This is a genomic window from Comamonas sp. MYb21 (genome assembly GCF_037479395.1).
Classification (GTDB): Bacteria; Pseudomonadota; Gammaproteobacteria; order Burkholderiales; family Burkholderiaceae_C; genus Comamonas.
The window spans coordinates 116,186-133,093 of sequence record NZ_JBBGZC010000010.1; the positions used below are offsets into that span (position 1 = coordinate 116,186).

Consider the following 16,908-nt stretch of genomic DNA (forward strand, 5'->3'; position numbering starts at 1 on the left):
CCCATCCGCTGTGGGACAAAGCGGCTATTGCGCTTACTGCACGAAGAGTTTTCATGACCCACCACAAGACCAAGACCAACCCAGGCTCGCTGGCCGGCGTACGCATCCTGGACATGGCCACGGTGCTGGCTGCGCCCAGTGGCGCGACCATGTGCGCCGACCATGGCGCCGATGTTGTCAAGCTGGAGCTGCCCGATGGCAACGATGCGCTGCGCCATATGCAACCCATCAAGGACGGATCGCCGCTGTGGTGGAAGGTGGCGAACCGGGGCAAGCGCGGCATCACCCTGGATGTGCGCAAGCCTCAGGGGCGCGCGCTGCTGCTGGCCATGCTGGCGCAGTTCGATGTGCTGGTGGAGAACTTTCGCACCGGCAGCCTGGACCGCTGGGGCCTGGACATTGCCACCCTGCACCGCGCCAACCCGCGCCTCATCGTGGTGCGGCTGACCGGCTTTGGCCAGACGGGGCCCTACAGCGCCCGCGCCGGCTTTGCGCGGGTGTTTGAGGCGATGAGCGGCTTCACCAACCTGACGGCCCCTGCAGGCGGCGCGCCGATGCACAGCAATTACCCGATCGGCGACTCGGTCGCCGGCATCTTCTGCGCGTTCTCGATCGCCGCAGAAATGGCCCGCCTGCGTGCCGACCCCGAGGCGCTGGGCGTGGAGGTGGACCTGTCTGCTACCGAGGCGCTGTTCCGCATTCTGGACCCGCTGCCCGTCGAGCATGAACAGCTGGGCCTGGCCCGGCGCGGCGAAGGCAATCTGGCCACCTACACGGCGCCATCCAACATGTACCGCAGTGCCGATGGTGTGTTCTTCTCGATGGTGGCGTCATCGCAGGCCGTCTGGCTGCGGCTGTGCAAGGCGATGGACAAGCCCCAGCTGGCAGACGACCCGCGCTTTGGCAGCCTGCCCCAGCGCGTGGCCCATGTGCATGCGCTCGATGCCATCGTCAGCGGCTGGTTTGCCGAGCATGGTTTTGCGCTGATCAGCCAGAAGCTGGAGGCCTGCGAGATTCCGTTCAGCAAGGTCTATGACATCGCCGATATCGAGGCGGACCCGCATTTTCAGGCGCGCGAGGCCATCATCCGCCTGGCCGATGCCGACCATGGCAGCCTGCCTGCGCCCTGCATTGTTCCGCGCATCATCGGCCGCGATATGCCGGTGCCCCGCACCGGCCCGGCGCTGGGCGAGCACAACGCCGAGGTCTATGCCGCCTTCGGCATCTCGGCCGATGAACTGGCCCAGCTGCGCGCGCAAGGCGTGGTCTGACCGTATTCCTCAATAGGTCGCTAACATGGCCCAGCAAACCGAAGGTTTGCGATTGAGACTAGGCGTCGCCGACTAGGCGTCGAGCCGCAGGCAGTACAGTAGTACGACAAGGTTCGGCAACGACGTATCAAGGGTTGTGTTAGCGACACTTCAGGAGAACTGCATGAACCGCTACCAGGCCATGGTCACGCGCAGCGCGGACAAAGCCATCCACTCACAGATAGAGACCCTGCAGCGCGGCGAACTCGCGCCCGGCGAGGTGCTGGTGCAGGCCCACTATGCGGGCGTCAACTACAAGGACTGTTTGTCGCTGCACGGCGCCGCCAGGATCATCACGCAGTTCCCCCGGGTGGCGGGGATCGAGATGGTGGGCGAAGTGCTTGAATCGCGCAGCGAACAGTTCCGGCCCGGGGACATGGTGCTCAGCCATGGTTTCGGGCGCGGCATTGATGTCGATGGTGGCTTTGCCGAACTGGTGCAGGCGCCCGCCGAGCACCTGCAAGCCCTGCCCGCAGGCCTGAGCGCCGAGCAGGTCGCCATCCTTGGTGTGCCCGGCTTTACTGCGGCAATGGCGCTGGAGCGCTTTGAAGAACTGGGCCTCCAGCCCGACAGCGGCCTGGTCGCCATCTCCGGCGCCGGCGGCGCCGTGGGCCGGCTGGCCCTCCATATGCTGCACCGGGCCGGCTACCGCAGCGCGGCGCTGACCCGCAACCCCAGCAACGAAGCGGCACTGCGCGCCCTCGGCGCCAGCGAGGTGATCGACATCAGCCAGGTGGTGGATTCCAAGCGCCCCATCGAAAAGCCGCAGTTCGCTGCCGGCATCGACAACGTGGGCGGCGCGGTGCTGTCATGGATGCTGCGGTCTCTGGCCGATGGCGGCCTGCTGGCCAGCGTGGGCAATGCCTCGGGCAATAGCTTTGACGGCAGCGTGCTGCCCTTCATCATGCGCCGCGCGCAGATGTTCGGCATTGTTGCCAACGCCCCTTGGCCGCAACGGCGCAGGCTGTGGGACAAGCTCGCGGGCGACTGGAAGCCGGACTTTGCCGCGCTGCTGCCCGATGTGCGCTTTATCGGGCTGGACGAGTTGCTGGGGCATGCGGCGCGGCAGTTGGAGGGGGCAACAAGTGGGCGCACGGTAGTGCGGTTTGGGGCTGCGGACGCATAAGCCCATACTGGGCCTCCGTAGAATGGCCGATTTCAATGAGTGCTTGGATCTGCGATGAAGGTGGTAGCGCGAAAGGTATTTCCGGACATTCAACTTCCAGCTGGCGAAACCGATGTTTTTGACATCCGTCGCCAGGCCGCATCGCTGGAAATCATCGTGAAAAGTCTGCTGGACGACACCGTCACGCTGCACATTTCGTTCCCACATTACGAAGCGCTGCTGGAGGCCGATGAAGGCAACCACAGCGCCTACTGGTGCAGCGGGCAATTCAAAGACAGCATCGTCTATGAAATTGCAGCGGGCGGCCTGCTCTCGCGGGAGCAGGCCATGCCAGGTTTGCTGACATCGGCTGCGGCACTTTCCGATGTTCGCGAATGGTTCATCGCCACCAGCGGAAGCTGCGTGTCGGTGGTTTCGACGGCGCAGCCTTCATGTCTCCTGAAGTCGCTGGGCACTAGTTAAGTGGTACATCTCCCAGACCGGTCAGATTGCCATGGCGGTCACGCAAACGGACGTAAGAGTTGGAAATGGCAAACGCATCTTGCAGCTCGATGGGACCCGAAGAACCCGACGTACCCGTGGCAGTGGGCCACTGGCATTCGCCTCGCAGCATCTGCGTGTTGAACTGGCACCGCACCGAGCCATCGTCGTTGGTCACAAACTCACCCTCCCTGCGATTGAGGGTGACGGTCAAAGGCCGTCCGGCATACGACAAGCCCGGGAAATACCACTCACCAAAGAATTGGTCTTCCAGCGACTGCCAGGGCTGCAGGGACAGACGGCGCATCCGTTTGGCGGACTCTCCCGGGAATTGCACCATCGCCTCGGCCAAGCTGCCAGCCGGCATGCCATACCCACCCGAGAGGCCCGAAACCTGTACCACGACCTCGCCTTCGTCCCGTACCAGCTCGCCACTGGACGCGGCACCGCCTACACTGCGCCCACCCCGAAACTGTTGCAAGCTAAAACGGGCACTGCTGATATTTCTCAGTTCTGGATCGGGCGCGAAGTCCCCCACCCCCATCGAGAAGGTGGGCAGTCCATCGGCCCGATAAGCGAATACCTGCATGACCATTTTTCCGCCCTGCACATCCAGGCTCACGCCACGCCCAGGCTTGCCCGTCAATTCATCCTCCATCACCCAGGTGCCATTGCTGGGCTGGTAGGCAGGCCGCTGCGCATAGCCAAAAGTGCCTGGCATAAACGATTCAAGCCCGTTGGCGCAGCAGCCGGTGATGGTTCCTCCGCGGTACGGATAATCCGCGCGCGTATTGATGCCCAATAACTGCAATGGCGCAGCACCTTCGGCTTGCAGGCTGACGGCGCCAGCAACTTGAGCGCCCAAGAGGCGGAACTGTGCCTCTTTCACCACGGGTGCTTGCGCAGCATCTGCAGCATTCGCAGCTACGCAGCGGATGCTGTCGCTTGGCGTAGTGAGGCTGCACTCCAGCGTCTCGCTCGTCTGGTCATCGGACAGCGTCAGACGCATGGGTTCGGTGGGACTGGTCTTGAGCATCGCGAACCAGCTCTTCTCGACCTGGCCCTGCGCATTCAATCCAAACCAACGCGCCATCCTTGAAGAAGTCTTCCACTGCTCAGTCTGGTAATAGGCGGCATCTGGCGCAGCAAAAATGAAGCGCTCTATGTCTTTCGCCGGCTCGCCAGGCAGTTGTATCGTTCCCTGCAAACCATTGCGAAAGCTGAGCGTTACATCACCAATGCTTTTGTCTTCTTGCGCATCGCGCGGCTCGCTGCCAAAACTGCGGCCGCCTTGGTAGCGCAGCAGCGGGGCTTTGACGGTGTCGCCTTCCATCTGGCCCGAGGCGGCGTAGAACGTGGCATCGCCATTTTTCTCGTAGCCAAATACCTGCATAAAGAAAGTATTGCCCTGCACATCGATGGCAAAACCTCGGCTTGGTTTGCCGTCTACTTCATCGCTGATGACCCAGGTGCCTGCCTGTGGCGTAAAACTGCGTGCTGCCCAGCTGGGAGATAGGGTCAGACTCAGTGCAGATACTGCGAGAATGGATGCAAGCTTTGGAATGCGCGTTTGGTGTGCCACTTTATCTCCCTGGATTGAATCATTTTCAGATGCACGTCATTTGTACTTATCACCTGGATGCCAGCGATGCGGACGAAGCTGGATTCCATGAATACCATTATGAGTATTACATCTTCCAATTCTCTGAAGGCGAAGAAAGCTTTTTTGCGCGCAGCTATACCGATGAGCCCCATGGGGCTCACTTTCTCAATGCGGAAAAAGCCGGTCGATCACGGCCATTGACGACCAAGGATTTAGGCGCACCACTTTTCCTGGAAGCACAGGCCTATTTAAGACAGGCGGGTAAAACTGAGCTGAGCTGGCTCAGTGGTAAAGGCAATGGTTATGAGCTACTGCAAAATCCGGTGATTCAGGACCCCATCAAACAGCAGTGATGCCTTCGCAAGCCCACAAAGACCAGCACAAATCACCGGTTGCAGATAAGCGATACCGACGTTTGGCGGCGCCAGTGAGTGCGCCGATTCAAAGCGATGGATGGCGCACCCAGCACCCCGATTAACGCCCCACCACCCTCACCACCCCATGCGCCAACCGCTCGATCCGCACCGGCAGCGACTGCGCCAGCAGCGCCAGGCTGGCGTCCGTGTCCTTGAGCGACAGGGCGCCCGATAGCCGCAGCTGGGCAACCGCAGGATCACACTGCAGCGGGCCCGCACGGTAGCGGGCGATCTCGTCCACAACGTCGGCCAACGGCATGTTCTTAGCCAGCAGCATGCCCTGCTCCCACAGCGCGGCGCTGGCTTGCACATCGGCTTGCGGGCCGATATGGCTGGTGCTGAAATCAGCGGTGTGGCCTTCTTGCAGCACTTGGGTGGCGCCCTGCTGGTTGGTGATGGCGACGGCGTGGCTAAAGACCGCCACGCGGCTGGTGCCCGCATCCACACGGCGCACGCTAAAGCGTGTGCCCAGCGCCTGCACGGTGCCTTGCCGTGTCTCCACGACAAAGGGGCGGTAGCTGGGCGATGGGTCGGCCTGCGTGGTCACCAAGATCTCGCCCCCGAGCAGCCGCACCCGGCGCTCCTTCGCGTTGAAATGGATGGCCACCGCGCTGGCGGTGTTGAGCGTCAAGGTGGAGCCATCGGGCAGCAGCATGGAGCGCGATTGCCCCACGGCGGTGGCCTGGTCGGCCATCCAGTCGCGCCAAGACAGCTCGCGCCAGGCCAACCAGCCGGCCGGGGCCGCCACCAGCAAGCCGCCCAGCCAGGCCAGACTCTTGCGCCGGTCGGGCCGCTGCACGGCGCTCAAGGTTTGCTGGCAGACCTCGGCAGGTACCTGGGCAAACACGCCCAGCATGGCTTCGGCCTTGTGCCAGGCGGCCTCATGCGCGGGGCTTTGGCTGCGCCATTGCTCAAAACGCGCCTGCTCCTTGGCCGTGGGCGTTTCGTAGCGCAGCACGATGAGCCAGTCGGCCGCTTCGCTCAGCAAGGTGTTTTGTGCGGCAACGCCGGCCATCACGCGGCCTCCAGGCACAGCAGCAAGGCCTTGTGGATATGGCGGCGCACGGTAATCACCGGCATGGCGACCTGGTCGGAGATCTGCTGCAAGCTCAGTCCATCGAGCTGCGCCAGCAAAAAAACCTGGCGCGTCTTGGGCGCCAGGCCTGCCAGCAGCCGGTCGATCTGCACCAAGGCTTCGATGACCTGCAGCTGGGTCTCGGGCGATGCCGCATGCGGCTCGGGCAAGGCCTGCAAGGTTTCCAGGTAGGCGCGCTCGATCTCGCGCCGGCGCCACAAATCGACGACCAGGCCCTTGGCCACATGGGTCAGGAAGGCGCGCGGCTCGTCAGCAGCGTCCACATTGCGGGGCGACACCATGAGCCGAATGAAGGTGTCATGGGCCAGGTCGGCCGCGTCGCCCGCATTGCCCAGACGGCGCCGCAGCCAGGACTGCAGCCAGGCGTGGTGGTTTTTGTAGAGCGCTTCGATGGGCGAAGCCGAGTATCCGGGAGATGCCATGCGATGTCCGCGCCCTGCTGCCACAGTGAATAGTTGAGAATGAATCTCAATTATATTCAAATGTAAAGACCGTCTTTACGCAGGACATTGGCGGCTGCCTGGCGCGCCAGCGGCGCGGGTAGATCAGCGCTGCGGCGCTGCCGGCACCGGCAGCACATACTGCCCCGTCCAGCCGACCAGGCGCAGCGCCATCTGCGTCATCTCCTGGCACAGCGCCTCGATGGACAGCTTGCCATTGGGCTGGTACCAGCGGTGCGTCCACTGCACCATGCCGCTGATCGCAAAGGCGGTCACCTTGGGGTTGCCGACCTGGAAAACGCCGGCCTCCACGCCGTTGACGATGAGCCGCGTCACCAGCGCATCAAAGCCGTGGTACTTGCTGCGGATATCGCTGATTTTTTCCGGGCTCAGGCTTTTTTCCTCTTCGAGCAGGATCACCGAGAAGGTGCTCAGCTCAATCTTGCGGCGCGTATAGGTGTCGATAAAAAACTCGAAGCGCCGCACCGGGTCCTTGTCCTCCAATTGCTCGCACTGGCTCACCGCCTCGTAAAGGCCGGCAAACACCTTGTCAAACAGGCGCTCGAGCAGCTCGTGCTTGGACTTGAAGCGCTTGTAGATAAAGGGCTTGGTCACGCCGATCGAGGCCGCAATCTCGTCGAGCGTCGCGCTCTTGAAGCCGCGCTTGTAGAACAACTCGGCGGCGGCATTGATGATCAAGGTGTCCTTGTATTCCTGGATCTGGTTTTTGGCATCGCCTGCGTTGGTGTCGGTGGGTTGAAGCTGCACTGCTGAATATCTCCTGGTGGGCGTGGGGGCTGCGGCGGTGGCGCGCGCCGGCACGCTGTACACATGGCCCCAGCATAGTGGAAAGGCGGGTGGTTTTGCACAAGATGCCAAGCAGCATCCATGCGTGAAATCCCCAATAGTACCAATCGATACTGATCAGTATCTTTGGGTTTTTCCAACGCTGAGCAGCCGCTCCAGGCCCATGCCGACGCGCCGCGCCAGCAGCCACAGAGCCCTTTGATTACAGGAGACAAGCGCATGTCGAACGCAACCGCCAGCCCTGGCGAACAGCTGAGTTACCAGGTCGTCGATTTTGGCCAACCGCTGCAACTGGCCCGCCGCGCCATCGCTGCGCCCCAAGGCAGCGAGGTGCTGGTGCGCATCAGCGCCTGCGGCGTCTGCCACAGCGATCTGCACATGGCCGAGGGCTTTTTTGACCTGGGCGATGGCCGCCACTTCGGCCTGGAAAAAGTGCTCAAGCCGCCGCGCACCCTGGGCCATGAAATCGTCGGCACCGTGGCCGCCAACGGGCCCGATGCCCAAGGCGCTCTGGGCCGCTCGGTGATCGTCTTCCCCTGGATTGGCTGCGGTCAGTGTGCGCTCTGCGCCCGGGGCGATGAACACATGTGCGCCCGCCCCGAGAGCCTGGGCACCACGCGCGATGGGGGCTTCAGCACCCATGTGCGCGTGCCCCACCCGCGCTACCTGATCGACCATGCCGGCATTGATGCCGCCTTTGCCGCCACCCTGGCCTGCTCGGGGCTGACGGCCTACTCGGCCCTGAAAAAAGTGGCGCCAGCGACCGAGCAAGCGCCGCTGGTCATCATCGGCGCGGGCGGCGTGGGCCTGGCGGCCGTGGCGCTGGCCAAGGCCTTGCATGGCCTGGGGCCCATCGTTGTCGATATCGACCCGGCCAAGCGCCAGGCTGCGCTGGATGCCGGCGCGAGCCGTGTGGTGGACCCGGCAGAAGCCGATGCCGCCAAGACCCTGGCGCGCTCGAGCGCCGAAGGCGTGTCGGCCGTGCTCGATTTTGTCGGCTCCACACGCACGTTCGAGTTTGCCAATGCCGTCGTCGGCAAGGGCGGCAAGATTCTTATCGTGGGCCTCTTTGGCGGCAGCGCCAGCATCCAGCTGCCGCTGATCCCCATGCGCGCCATCTCCATCGGCGGCTCCTATGTGGGCTCGCTCGCCGAGCTGCGCGAGCTGGTGGCACTGGCCCAGCAAGGGGTGCTGCCGTCCCTGCCGCTCAGCAGCCGCCCGCTGGGCGATGTACAGACCGTGCTGGACGAGCTGCGTGCCGGCAAGGTCACCGGCCGCGCCATCTTGCAAAGCTGAAGCCAGAAAGAACCAGGAGCACCGCATGAACTACCAAGTCCAATTGCTGATCGACGGCCAGTGGCGCGACAGCAGCAGCCAGGAATGGCTGGACATCACCAACCCCGCCGATGAAAGCACGATTGGCCGCGTGACCAAGGCCAGCCGCGCCGACCTGGATGCCGCGCTGGCCGCCGCCCAGACCGGCTTTGCCGCCTGGCGCAAAACCTCGGTGATGGAGCGCTCGACCTATCTGCGCAAGGCCGCCGCGCTGGTGCGCGAGCATGCCGAAGAGATGGCGCTGATGCTGGTGCATGAGCAAGGCAAGCGCCTGACCGAGGCGCGCATTGAGCTCTCGGGCGCCAGCGAGGTGCTGGAATGGTTTGCCGAAGAGGCACGCCGCTGCTACGGCAGCATGATCCCGCCGCGCTCGCCCGAGCTGCGCCAGTATGTACAGCATGAGCCGGTGGGCCCGGTGGCGGCGTTCACGCCCTGGAACTTCCCGATCAACCAGGCCGTGCGCAAGATTGCCGCCGCGCTGGCTGCCGGCTGCTCGATCATCGTCAAGGGCTCGGAAGAAACGCCGGTGGCCCTCGCCCGCTTTGTCCAGGTGCTGGAGCAAGCCGGCCTGCCCGCAGGCGTGCTGGGCCTGGTCTATGGCGTGCCAGGTGATATCTCCGAGCACCTGATTGCCTCGCCCGTGGTGCGCAAGATCTCGTTCACCGGCTCCACCTCGGTGGGCAAACTCTTGAGCGCGCAAGCGGGCGCCGCGATGAAGCGTGTGTCGATGGAGCTGGGCGGCCATGCGCCCGCCATCATTTGCGACGATGCCGACCTGGCGCGCAGCCTGAAGCTCCTGGGCGTGCAGAAGTTCTGGAACGCCGGCCAGGCCTGCATCTCGCCGTCGCGCTTTCTGGTGCAGGCGCCCCTGTATGACGAGGCCATTGCCGGCTTTCAGCGCATTGCCGAAGGCTATGTGATGGGCAATGGCCTGGACAAGGCCACCCGCATGGGCCCGCTGGCCAACCCGCGCCGTGTGGCCGCCATGCAGGCCCTGGTCGATGACGCGGTGGCCAAGGGCGCCCGCTTGGTGACGGGCGGCAAGGCGCCGGATGGCAAGGGCTACTTTTTTGCGCCCACCGTGCTGGCCGATGTGCCGCAGCACGCGCGCATCTTCAACGAAGAGCCCTTTGGCCCGATTGCCGCCTTTGCCCGCTTTGACAGCGATGCCCAGGCGCTGCAAGAGGCCAACCGCCTGCCCTGGGGCCTGGCCGCCTATGTGTTCACCGGCTCGGCTACGCGCGGCGAGTGGTTCAAGAACGAGATCGAAAGCGGCCTGGTCGGCATCAACTCGATCGCGATGGGCTACCCCGAGCAGCCGTTTGGCGGCGTCAAGGATTCGGGCTATGCCAGCGAAGGCGGCGCCGATGCGCTGGCCTTCTACCTCAGCAGCAAGTTTGTCAGCCAGACCATCTGAGCGCGCAGGCCCGCAGCCTGCGGGCCCCTTGCGCGGCGCACCGCGATTGAAGAGACAAGGGAGTTCCATGCACAAGGTATTGATCGCCAACCGGGGGGAGATTGCGGTGCGCATTGCGCGCACGGCCGCAGACCGGGGCATCGCAAGCGTTGCGGTCTACGCCAGCGACGATGCAGCCAGCCTGCACCGGCGCGCGGCCGACCACGCCCGCGCGCTGGGCGCCCAGGGCGCAGCCGCCTATCTGAACGGCGCGCACCTGATCGAGATTGCCCGCCAGGAGGGCTGCGACGCCATCCACCCCGGCTACGGCTTTTTGAGCGAGAACGCGGCCTTTGCGCAGGCCTGCATGGCAGCGGGCCTGCGCTTTATCGGCCCCTCGGTCCAGGCGCTGGAGACTTTTGGCGACAAGGCCCAGGCGCGCGCGCTGGCAGAGCGCGAACAGGTGCCGGTGGCGCAAGGCACCCACAGCGCCACCAGCCTGGCGCAGGCCCAGGCCTTCATGCAGCAGCTGGGCGGGCCGGTGATGCTCAAGGCGCTGGCAGGCGGCGGCGGGCGGGGCATGCGCGCGGTGATGGCCGTGGAAGACCTGGGCGCAGCCTTTGACCGCTGCAGCTCCGAAGCGCTGAGCGCCTTTGGCCGCAGCGATCTGTATGTGGAGCAGCTCATCGGCGGCGCCCGCCATATTGAGGTGCAGATCGTGGGCGACGGCAGCGGCGCGGTGCAGCACCTGTTTGAGCGCGATTGCACTTTGCAGCGCCGCCACCAAAAGCTGCTGGAGATTGCACCCAGCCCCTTTATCAGCGAAGCGCTGCGCGCGCAGCTCGTGCAGCACGCCTGCCGCCTGGGCGCCGCAATGCACTACCAAGGCCTGGGCACGGTGGAGTTCCTGGTCGACAGCCGCAGCGGCCAGTACATCTTTATCGAATGCAATCCGCGCCTGCAGGTGGAGCACACTATCACCGAGGCCATCACCGGGCTGGACCTGGTGGCGCTGCAGTTTGCGCTGGCCGATGGCGCCAGCCTGCAGGACCTGGGCCTGGACCAGGCAATGCCGCTGCCCCGCCAGTTGGCGCTGCAGGCGCGTGTGAACATGGAGAGCATGCAGCCCGATGCCCAGGCCCTGCCTACCGGCGGCACCCTGGCGCGCTTTGAGCCGCCCACCGGTCCGGGCGTGCGCGTGGACAGCTTTGGCTACGCCGGTTACGAGACCTCGGGCAACTACGACTCCCTGCTCGCCAAGGTCATCGTCAGCGGCCCCAGCCAGTTTGGCGTGCTCTGCGCCAAGGCCGAGCGCGCGCTGGCCGAGTTCCATATCCAGGGCCTGGAGACCAACCTGGACTACCTGCGTGCGCTGCTGCGCGATGCGCAGGTATTGCGCGGCGATATCGACACCACCTATGTGGAACGCCAAGGCCCGGCGCTGCATGCGGCGGCCACCGCGCTGGCAGCACAGCGCCAGGCTGACCCACAGAGCACCAGCCAGAACGCCGCACAGACCGGCACCAGCGACGAGCCCGCGTTGCCCGAAGGTGCCCATGCGGTGCGCGCTGCGATGCGCGGGCGGCTGATTGCGCTGGAGCGGGATGCCGATACGGTGCAGGCCAAGGGTGCCTCGGTGGCGGTGCTGGAGGCCATGAAGCTCGAGCACAGCGTGGACCTGGCCCAGGGCGGCCGCTTCGTGGCCCGCGCGGCGCTGCTGGGCGAGGTGGTGGCGGCGGGCACCCTGCTCGGCTGGGTGCTGCCCGATGCATCGGCCGATGCGCTGGCCGCAGAGCAGCAACAGGCCGACCTCGATGCGATCCGCCCCGACCTGGCCAAGGTGCTGCAGCGCCAGCAGGGCCTGATGGATGCGGCCCGCCCTGAAGCGGTGGCCAAGCGCCGGCGCCACGGCAAGAACACCGCACGCGAGAACCTGAAGCAGTTGCTCGATGCCGGCAGCCTGGTGGAATACGGCGGCCTGACCCTGGCCATGCAGCGCGGGCGCCGCAGCGAAGAAGAGCTGATTCGCCTCAGCCCCGCGGACGGCACCATCACCGGCCTGGGCCGCATCAACGGCCAGCAGTTTGGGCACGAGCAGTCGCGCTGCGCGGTGATGGCCTATGACTACACGGTGTTTGCCGGCACCCAGGGCTTTATGGCCCACCGCAAGATGGACCGCATCGTGCATACCAGCGAACGCCTGGGTCTGCCCTTTGTGCTGTTTGCCGAAGGCGGCGGCGGGAGGCCCGGTGACACTGACTATGTGGGCGTGTCGGGGCTGGAGTTCACGACCTTCACGCACATGGCACGGCTGTCGGGCAAGGTGCCCACCATCGGCGTGGTCTCGGGCCGCTGCTTTGCCGGCAATGCCGCCTTGCTGGGCTGCTGCGATGTGATCATTGCGACGCAGGATGCCAGCATCGGCATGGCCGGCCCGGCGATGATCGAAGGCGGTGGTCTGGGCGTGGTGGCGGCCGACGACGTAGGGCCCGTGGGCGTGCAGACACGCAATGGCGTGATCGACCTGCTGGCACGCGACGAGACGGAGGCGGTGACCCTGGCCCAGACCTACCTGGGCTTTGTACAGGGCAAGCTGCCGCCCGGCGCGCATGCCGACCAGCGCCTGCTGCGCGCGCTGGTGCCCGAGAACCGGGTCAAGGGCTACGACATCCGCGCTGTGGTGCAGACCTTGTTTGACAGCGGCAGTTTTCTGGAACTGCGCGAGCACTTTGGCCGCAGCGTCGTCACCGGCTTTGCCCGGCTGGAAGGCCAGGCCGTGGGCGTGCTGGCCAACGATGGCAGCCACCTGGGCGGCGCGCTCGATGCCAACAGCGCAGACAAGATATCGCGCTTTCTGGAGCTGTGCGACAACTACGGCCTGCCGGTCGTGTCGCTGTGCGATACGCCGGGCTTCATGGTGGGGCCCGAGAGCGAGAAGGCTGCAGCCGTGCGGCACTTTGCCCGCATCTTTGTGACGGCCAGCCATATCAAGGTACCCGTGCTGGCCATTGTGCTGCGCAAGGCCTATGGCCTGGGCGCGCAGGCCATGCTGGGCGGCAACCTGTTTGTGCCGGTGGCCACCGTGGCCTGGCCTACCGGTGAGCTGGGGCCCATGGGCATCGAAGGCTCGGTGCGCCTGGCCTACCGGCGCGAGTTGGAAGCGCTGGAGGACGCTGCCGAGAAGGCCGCCTACTTCCAGGCCAAGACCGATGAGATCTACGCCCAGGGCAAGGCGCTGAACGTGGCCAGCTACAACGAGATCGACGATGTGATCGACCCGGCGCAGACACGCAACTGGCTGGCCAGCATGCTCGCCAGCCTGCCAGCAGCCAGCCCAGGGCGGGCGGCCTCGGGGGTATCGCCCTGGTAGGCAACCCGCCCCCGCCTCAGCCAAACACTGCGACCGAGATCCCCAAAAACACCAGGACCGTAGGAGACACCATGAGCCCCATCGCATACCGGCAACAAGAAAAGCCCTTGCATGAGTACCTGCGCCAGCATGCGCGCACCCAGCCTGACAAGCCCGCCTTTATCTGGTACGGAACCGCCATCAGCTGGGCCCAGCTGGACCAGATGAGCGACACCTTTGCGCACCAGCTGCAGCAGCGCGGCGTGGCCAAGGGGGACCGGGTGGCCCTGTTCATGCAGAACTGCCCGCAGTACGTGATTGCGCATATCGGCATCCAGAAGCTCGGCGCGGTGGTGGGGCCCTGCAGCCCGCTGTTCAAGGGCCATGAGCTGGAGTACCAGCTCTCTGACCTGGGTGCCAAGGTGATCGTCGCAGCCGATGTGCTCTATGAGATCGTGCAGGCGGCGAGCCCCAAGACGGCGATTGACCATGTGTTCCTGACCCACTACGCCGACCTGCTGCCGGCCCAGCCGACGATCGACCTGCCCGCCGAGATCGGCACGCCCAAGCGCCATATCGATGGCACGACAGACTTTGTGGACTGCCTGCGCGCGCCCCTGCCCGCGCCCGATGTGGGCCCGCTGGACATGGACGATGTGGCGCTGATGACCTATACCTCAGGGACGACCGGCCTGCCCAAGGGGGCGATGCTGAGCTACCGCAACGCGCTGTTCAAGGCGCATGCCGCGGCCGACAACAACCCGATCCGCGATGACGACACCATGCTGGCCGTCGCTCCGCTCAACCACATTGCGGGCATGCTGATCGGCCTCAATGTCACGCTCTACACCGGCATCCGCTGCGTGCTGCTGTACCGCTTTGACCCCGTGCAGGTGCTGCAGGCGCTGGCGCGCTACCGGGTGACCTGGTGGTACAGCGTGGCGAGCATGAATGCGGCGGTGATGCAGGTTGACGCTGCGCACAGCTACGACCTCAGCGCGCTGCGCATCAACCCCAGCACCAGCTTTGGTATCACCATCAACCAGGCGCTGGCCGAGCAGTGGCGCGGCTTTGCGCCCAACTGCCAGTTGTTTGAGGTGACCTATGGCATGTCCGAAACCCACACCTGGGACACCTCGATGCCCGTCGATGCCATCAAATGGGGCGCGCACGGCATTCCGATCGACGGGGTGGAATGCCGCGTGATCGATGCAGCCACCGGCCAGGACCTGCCCGCCGGCCAGGTGGGCGAGCTGGTCTTGCGCAGCCCGGGCAACTTCAAGGGCTACTGGAACAAGCCCGAGGCGACGGCCAGCACCTTGAAGGACGGCTGGGTGCATACCGGCGATATGGCCAAGATCGACAGCGATGGCTACCTGACCTTTGCCGGCCGCTTCAAGGAGATGATCAAGGTCTCGGGCTACAGCGTCTTCCCGGAAGAGGTCGAGTCCATCATGACCAAGCACCCCTCGGTCGCGCAGGTGGCGGTGATCGGCATCGATGACCCAAACAAAGGCCAGGCGGTCAAGGCGGTGGTGATTGCCCGCAAGGGCGCGCCGGCAGTGAGCGCGCAGCAGCTGATCGACTGGTGCCGCGAGCAGATGTCGGTCTACAAGGCCCCGCGCGAGATCGAGTTTCGGGATGCGCTGCCGACGACGGGCACCGGCAAGGTACTGCGGCGCCTGCTGAAGGAGCCGCAGAAAGCGAGCGCCGCATGAGCACCGCCGCCCACCCCGTGGCCGCATTGGACAGGCAGGCACTGCTGGAGCTGTTGCAGCGCGATGGCGAACTGGTCACCGAGCGCCTGGCGCACTGGGCGCGTACCAAGGGTGACCAGCTCTTCTACCTGTATGGCGAAGACGATGTGCGCCTGAGCTATGCCGAGTTTGACCGCATCACCGATGCCATCGCTGGCAACCTGGCAGCTGCCGGTATCGGCCGGGGCATGCCGGTGTCGGTATTCATGCGCAACCAGCTCATCAGCGCCCTGGCGATGTTTGGCATCTGGAAGGCCGGCGCCATCTTTGCGCCGATCAATTTTGGGCTGACCGAGCGCCTGCTGGCCTACCAGATTGGCGACACCCAGCCGGTGATGCTGTTGGCCGAGCGCGCACTGGTGCCGGCGCTCAATGCGATCGGCGAAGAGCTAAGCCAGGTCGCGCCCTTGGCCCATGTCGTGGTCTACGACCCACCCGCTGGCAGCCACGATGCAGTGGCCGATGGTGTGGATTACAGCGGTCCGCACGCAGCGCTGGACTGGGCCGCGCTGCTGCAGCCCGCAGCCAAACCGGATGTGGCCCTGGCCTATGACGACCTGTGCAACATCATCTACACCTCGGGCACCACCGGGCCATCGAAAGGCGTGGTGCAGAGCCACCGCTGGATGAACCAGTACACCTTCCTGTTCCGCCAGATGCTCAATGGCCATGACGTGGTCTACAACGACTTGCCGATGTACCACGTGGGCGGCGCGGTGTTCAATGTGGTGCGGGCGGTGTGGGCCGGCAGTGGCCTGGCCTGCTGGGACCGCTTCAGCCCCAATGATTTCTGGCGCCGCATTGCGCTGAGCGGCGCCACCAGCGCGGTGCTGGTGGACACGATGATCTCCTGGCTGGCCAAGGCGCCGCCAGCGGCTACCGACCACCACAACAGCCTCAACAAGGTCTATATGCAGCCGCTGCCCCAGCGCCATGCGGAGATTGCGCGCCGCTTTGGTTTTGACTTTGTGACCGCCGGCTTTGGCCAGACGGAGTCGGGCATGTCCTGCTTCACGGTCATCGAAGAGACGGACGCCAGCTGCGAATCCCCGCCCGCCTACCGGCGCGGCCAGACGCGCGAGTCCATCCGAGCGCAGGTGGCGGCCCTGGGCCTGGAGCTGCTGGGCCCCGCGCAAGCGGGCCAGGTGGGCAAGGGCTACCTGGGCCATCCGAGCCTGTTTGTGGAGGCCGCCGTGCTGGACGAGCGCGATGGCGAGTGCCCTGTGGGCGTGGCGGGGCAGCTGGCTTTTCGGTCGAAGCTGCCCTATTACCTGCTGGTCGAATACCTGGGCAAGCCCCAGGCCACCGCCAAGGCCTTTCGCAATCTCTGGTTCCACACCGGCGACTCGGCGCTGCGCCATGCCGATGGCAGCCTGAGCTTTGTCGACCGCATGGGCGACCGCATCCGGGTGCGCGGCGAGAACATCTCGTCCTTCCATATCGAGGACATGGTCAACCAGTACCCGGCCGTCGAGATGACGGCCGCCTTTGCCATCCCTGCGCACGAGGGCGATGAGGACGATGTGGTGGTCTATGTGGTGGCGCGCGAGCAGCAGCTGATCGACCGCCAGGCGCTGCACGCCTGGTGCGACAGCAAGATGCCCAAGTTCATGCGGCCGCGCCATATCCGCGTGGTCGAGCAGTTCCCGCGCACGCTGACGCAAAAGATCGAGAAGTTCAAGCTCAAGGCGATGATCCTGGCCGAGCTGCAGGGCCAGCATGCCAACGAGACAGCGGCCACGCCACCCACCAAGGAGCGCCGCATGACCTGACACCTCCGCCCTGCCCCAGCT

At 65.1% G+C, this 16,908-nt stretch carries 13 protein-coding genes; 9 read left to right on the forward strand and 4 right to left on the reverse strand.

Annotation, left to right across the window (positions count from 1 at the left end; translation table 11 throughout):
* The first annotated feature begins 53 nt into the window (after window positions 1-53).
* From WH367_RS15905 to WH367_RS15915, 3 genes are all read left to right on the forward strand, one after another.
* Window positions 54-1,271 (forward strand): CaiB/BaiF CoA transferase family protein, encoded by a 1,218-nt coding sequence (locus tag WH367_RS15905; protein ID WP_339536838.1) that lies wholly within the window; start codon window positions 54-56, stop codon window positions 1,269-1,271.
* Between the two features lie 163 nt (window positions 1,272-1,434).
* Window positions 1,435-2,436 (forward strand): YhdH/YhfP family quinone oxidoreductase, encoded by a 1,002-nt coding sequence (locus tag WH367_RS15910; protein ID WP_339536839.1) that lies wholly within the window; start codon window positions 1,435-1,437, stop codon window positions 2,434-2,436.
* A 54-nt stretch (window positions 2,437-2,490) separates the two neighbouring features.
* Window positions 2,491-2,898, forward strand: a complete 408-nt coding sequence (locus WH367_RS15915; protein WP_339536840.1) for a hypothetical protein — start codon at window positions 2,491-2,493, stop codon at window positions 2,896-2,898.
* Here the strand turns inward: WH367_RS15915 and WH367_RS15920 are convergent.
* Window positions 2,891-4,498, reverse strand: a complete 1,608-nt coding sequence (locus WH367_RS15920) for a hypothetical protein (RefSeq protein ID WP_339536841.1) — start codon at window positions 4,496-4,498, stop codon at window positions 2,891-2,893. The genes WH367_RS15915 and WH367_RS15920 overlap by 8 nt on opposite strands.
* Here WH367_RS15920 and WH367_RS15925 point away from each other — a divergent pair.
* On the forward strand, window positions 4,465-4,872 hold the full coding sequence (locus WH367_RS15925; RefSeq protein ID WP_339519241.1) for a hypothetical protein: 408 nt from the start codon (window positions 4,465-4,467) through the stop codon (window positions 4,870-4,872). The two genes, WH367_RS15920 and WH367_RS15925, sit on opposite strands and share 34 nt — an antisense overlap.
* A gap of 121 nt (window positions 4,873-4,993) precedes the next feature.
* Here the strand turns inward: WH367_RS15925 and WH367_RS15930 are convergent, their stop codons facing one another.
* From WH367_RS15930 to WH367_RS15940, 3 genes are all read right to left on the reverse strand, one after another.
* Complete coding sequence (locus WH367_RS15930) at window positions 4,994-5,950, reverse strand: FecR family protein (protein ID WP_339536842.1); 957 nt, start codon at window positions 5,948-5,950, stop codon at window positions 4,994-4,996.
* Entirely contained in the window at window positions 5,950-6,453 is a 504-nt protein-coding gene (locus tag WH367_RS15935; protein ID WP_339536843.1) for a sigma-70 family RNA polymerase sigma factor, read from the reverse strand. Before WH367_RS15935 ends, WH367_RS15930 begins: the two co-directional genes overlap by 1 nt.
* Before the next feature lie 123 nt (window positions 6,454-6,576).
* Window positions 6,577-7,239: a TetR/AcrR family transcriptional regulator gene (locus WH367_RS15940; protein WP_021025560.1), complete on the reverse strand. Its 663-nt coding sequence runs from the start codon at window positions 7,237-7,239 to the stop codon at window positions 6,577-6,579.
* A gap of 258 nt (window positions 7,240-7,497) precedes the next feature.
* Between WH367_RS15940 and WH367_RS15945 the strand changes: the two genes are divergently transcribed.
* From WH367_RS15945 to WH367_RS15965, 5 genes are all read left to right on the forward strand, one after another.
* Window positions 7,498-8,574, forward strand: coding sequence for an alcohol dehydrogenase (locus tag WH367_RS15945; RefSeq protein WP_133858358.1), 1,077 nt, complete (start codon window positions 7,498-7,500; stop codon window positions 8,572-8,574).
* A gap of 25 nt (window positions 8,575-8,599) precedes the next feature.
* Window positions 8,600-10,030, forward strand: a complete 1,431-nt coding sequence (locus tag WH367_RS15950) for an NAD-dependent succinate-semialdehyde dehydrogenase (protein ID WP_339536844.1) — start codon at window positions 8,600-8,602, stop codon at window positions 10,028-10,030.
* 67 nt (window positions 10,031-10,097) lie between these two features.
* Window positions 10,098-13,379 (forward strand): carboxyl transferase domain-containing protein, encoded by a 3,282-nt coding sequence (locus WH367_RS15955; protein WP_339536845.1) that lies wholly within the window; start codon window positions 10,098-10,100, stop codon window positions 13,377-13,379.
* A gap of 71 nt (window positions 13,380-13,450) precedes the next feature.
* Entirely contained in the window at window positions 13,451-15,076 is a 1,626-nt protein-coding gene (locus tag WH367_RS15960; protein ID WP_339536846.1) for an AMP-binding protein, read from the forward strand.
* Window positions 15,073-16,887: a class I adenylate-forming enzyme family protein gene (locus WH367_RS15965; RefSeq protein WP_339536847.1), complete on the forward strand. Its 1,815-nt coding sequence runs from the start codon at window positions 15,073-15,075 to the stop codon at window positions 16,885-16,887. Before WH367_RS15960 ends, WH367_RS15965 begins: the two co-directional genes overlap by 4 nt.
* Window positions 16,888-16,908 lie beyond the last annotated feature (21 nt).

Bases quoted from the DNA above. Each gene is read 5' to 3' on its own strand.
- WH367_RS15905 (WP_339536838.1), top strand. From the start codon at position 54: ATGACCCACCACAAGACCAAGACCAACCCAGGCTCGCTGGCCGGCGTA.
- WH367_RS15910 (WP_339536839.1), top strand. From the start codon at position 1,435: ATGAACCGCTACCAGGCCATGGTCACGCGCAGCGCGGACAAAGCCATC.
- WH367_RS15915 (WP_339536840.1), top strand. From the start codon at position 2,491: ATGAAGGTGGTAGCGCGAAAGGTATTTCCGGACATTCAACTTCCAGCT.
- WH367_RS15925 (WP_339519241.1), top strand. From the start codon at position 4,465: ATGCAAGCTTTGGAATGCGCGTTTGGTGTGCCACTTTATCTCCCTGGA.
- WH367_RS15930 (WP_339536842.1), bottom strand. From the start codon at position 5,950: ATGGCCGGCGTTGCCGCACAAAACACCTTGCTGAGCGAAGCGGCCGAC.
- WH367_RS15935 (WP_339536843.1), bottom strand. From the start codon at position 6,453: ATGGCATCTCCCGGATACTCGGCTTCGCCCATCGAAGCGCTCTACAAA.
- WH367_RS15945 (WP_133858358.1), top strand. From the start codon at position 7,498: ATGTCGAACGCAACCGCCAGCCCTGGCGAACAGCTGAGTTACCAGGTC.
- WH367_RS15950 (WP_339536844.1), top strand. From the start codon at position 8,600: ATGAACTACCAAGTCCAATTGCTGATCGACGGCCAGTGGCGCGACAGC.
- WH367_RS15955 (WP_339536845.1), top strand. From the start codon at position 10,098: ATGCACAAGGTATTGATCGCCAACCGGGGGGAGATTGCGGTGCGCATT.
- WH367_RS15960 (WP_339536846.1), top strand. From the start codon at position 13,451: ATGAGCCCCATCGCATACCGGCAACAAGAAAAGCCCTTGCATGAGTAC.
- WH367_RS15965 (WP_339536847.1), top strand. From the start codon at position 15,073: ATGAGCACCGCCGCCCACCCCGTGGCCGCATTGGACAGGCAGGCACTG.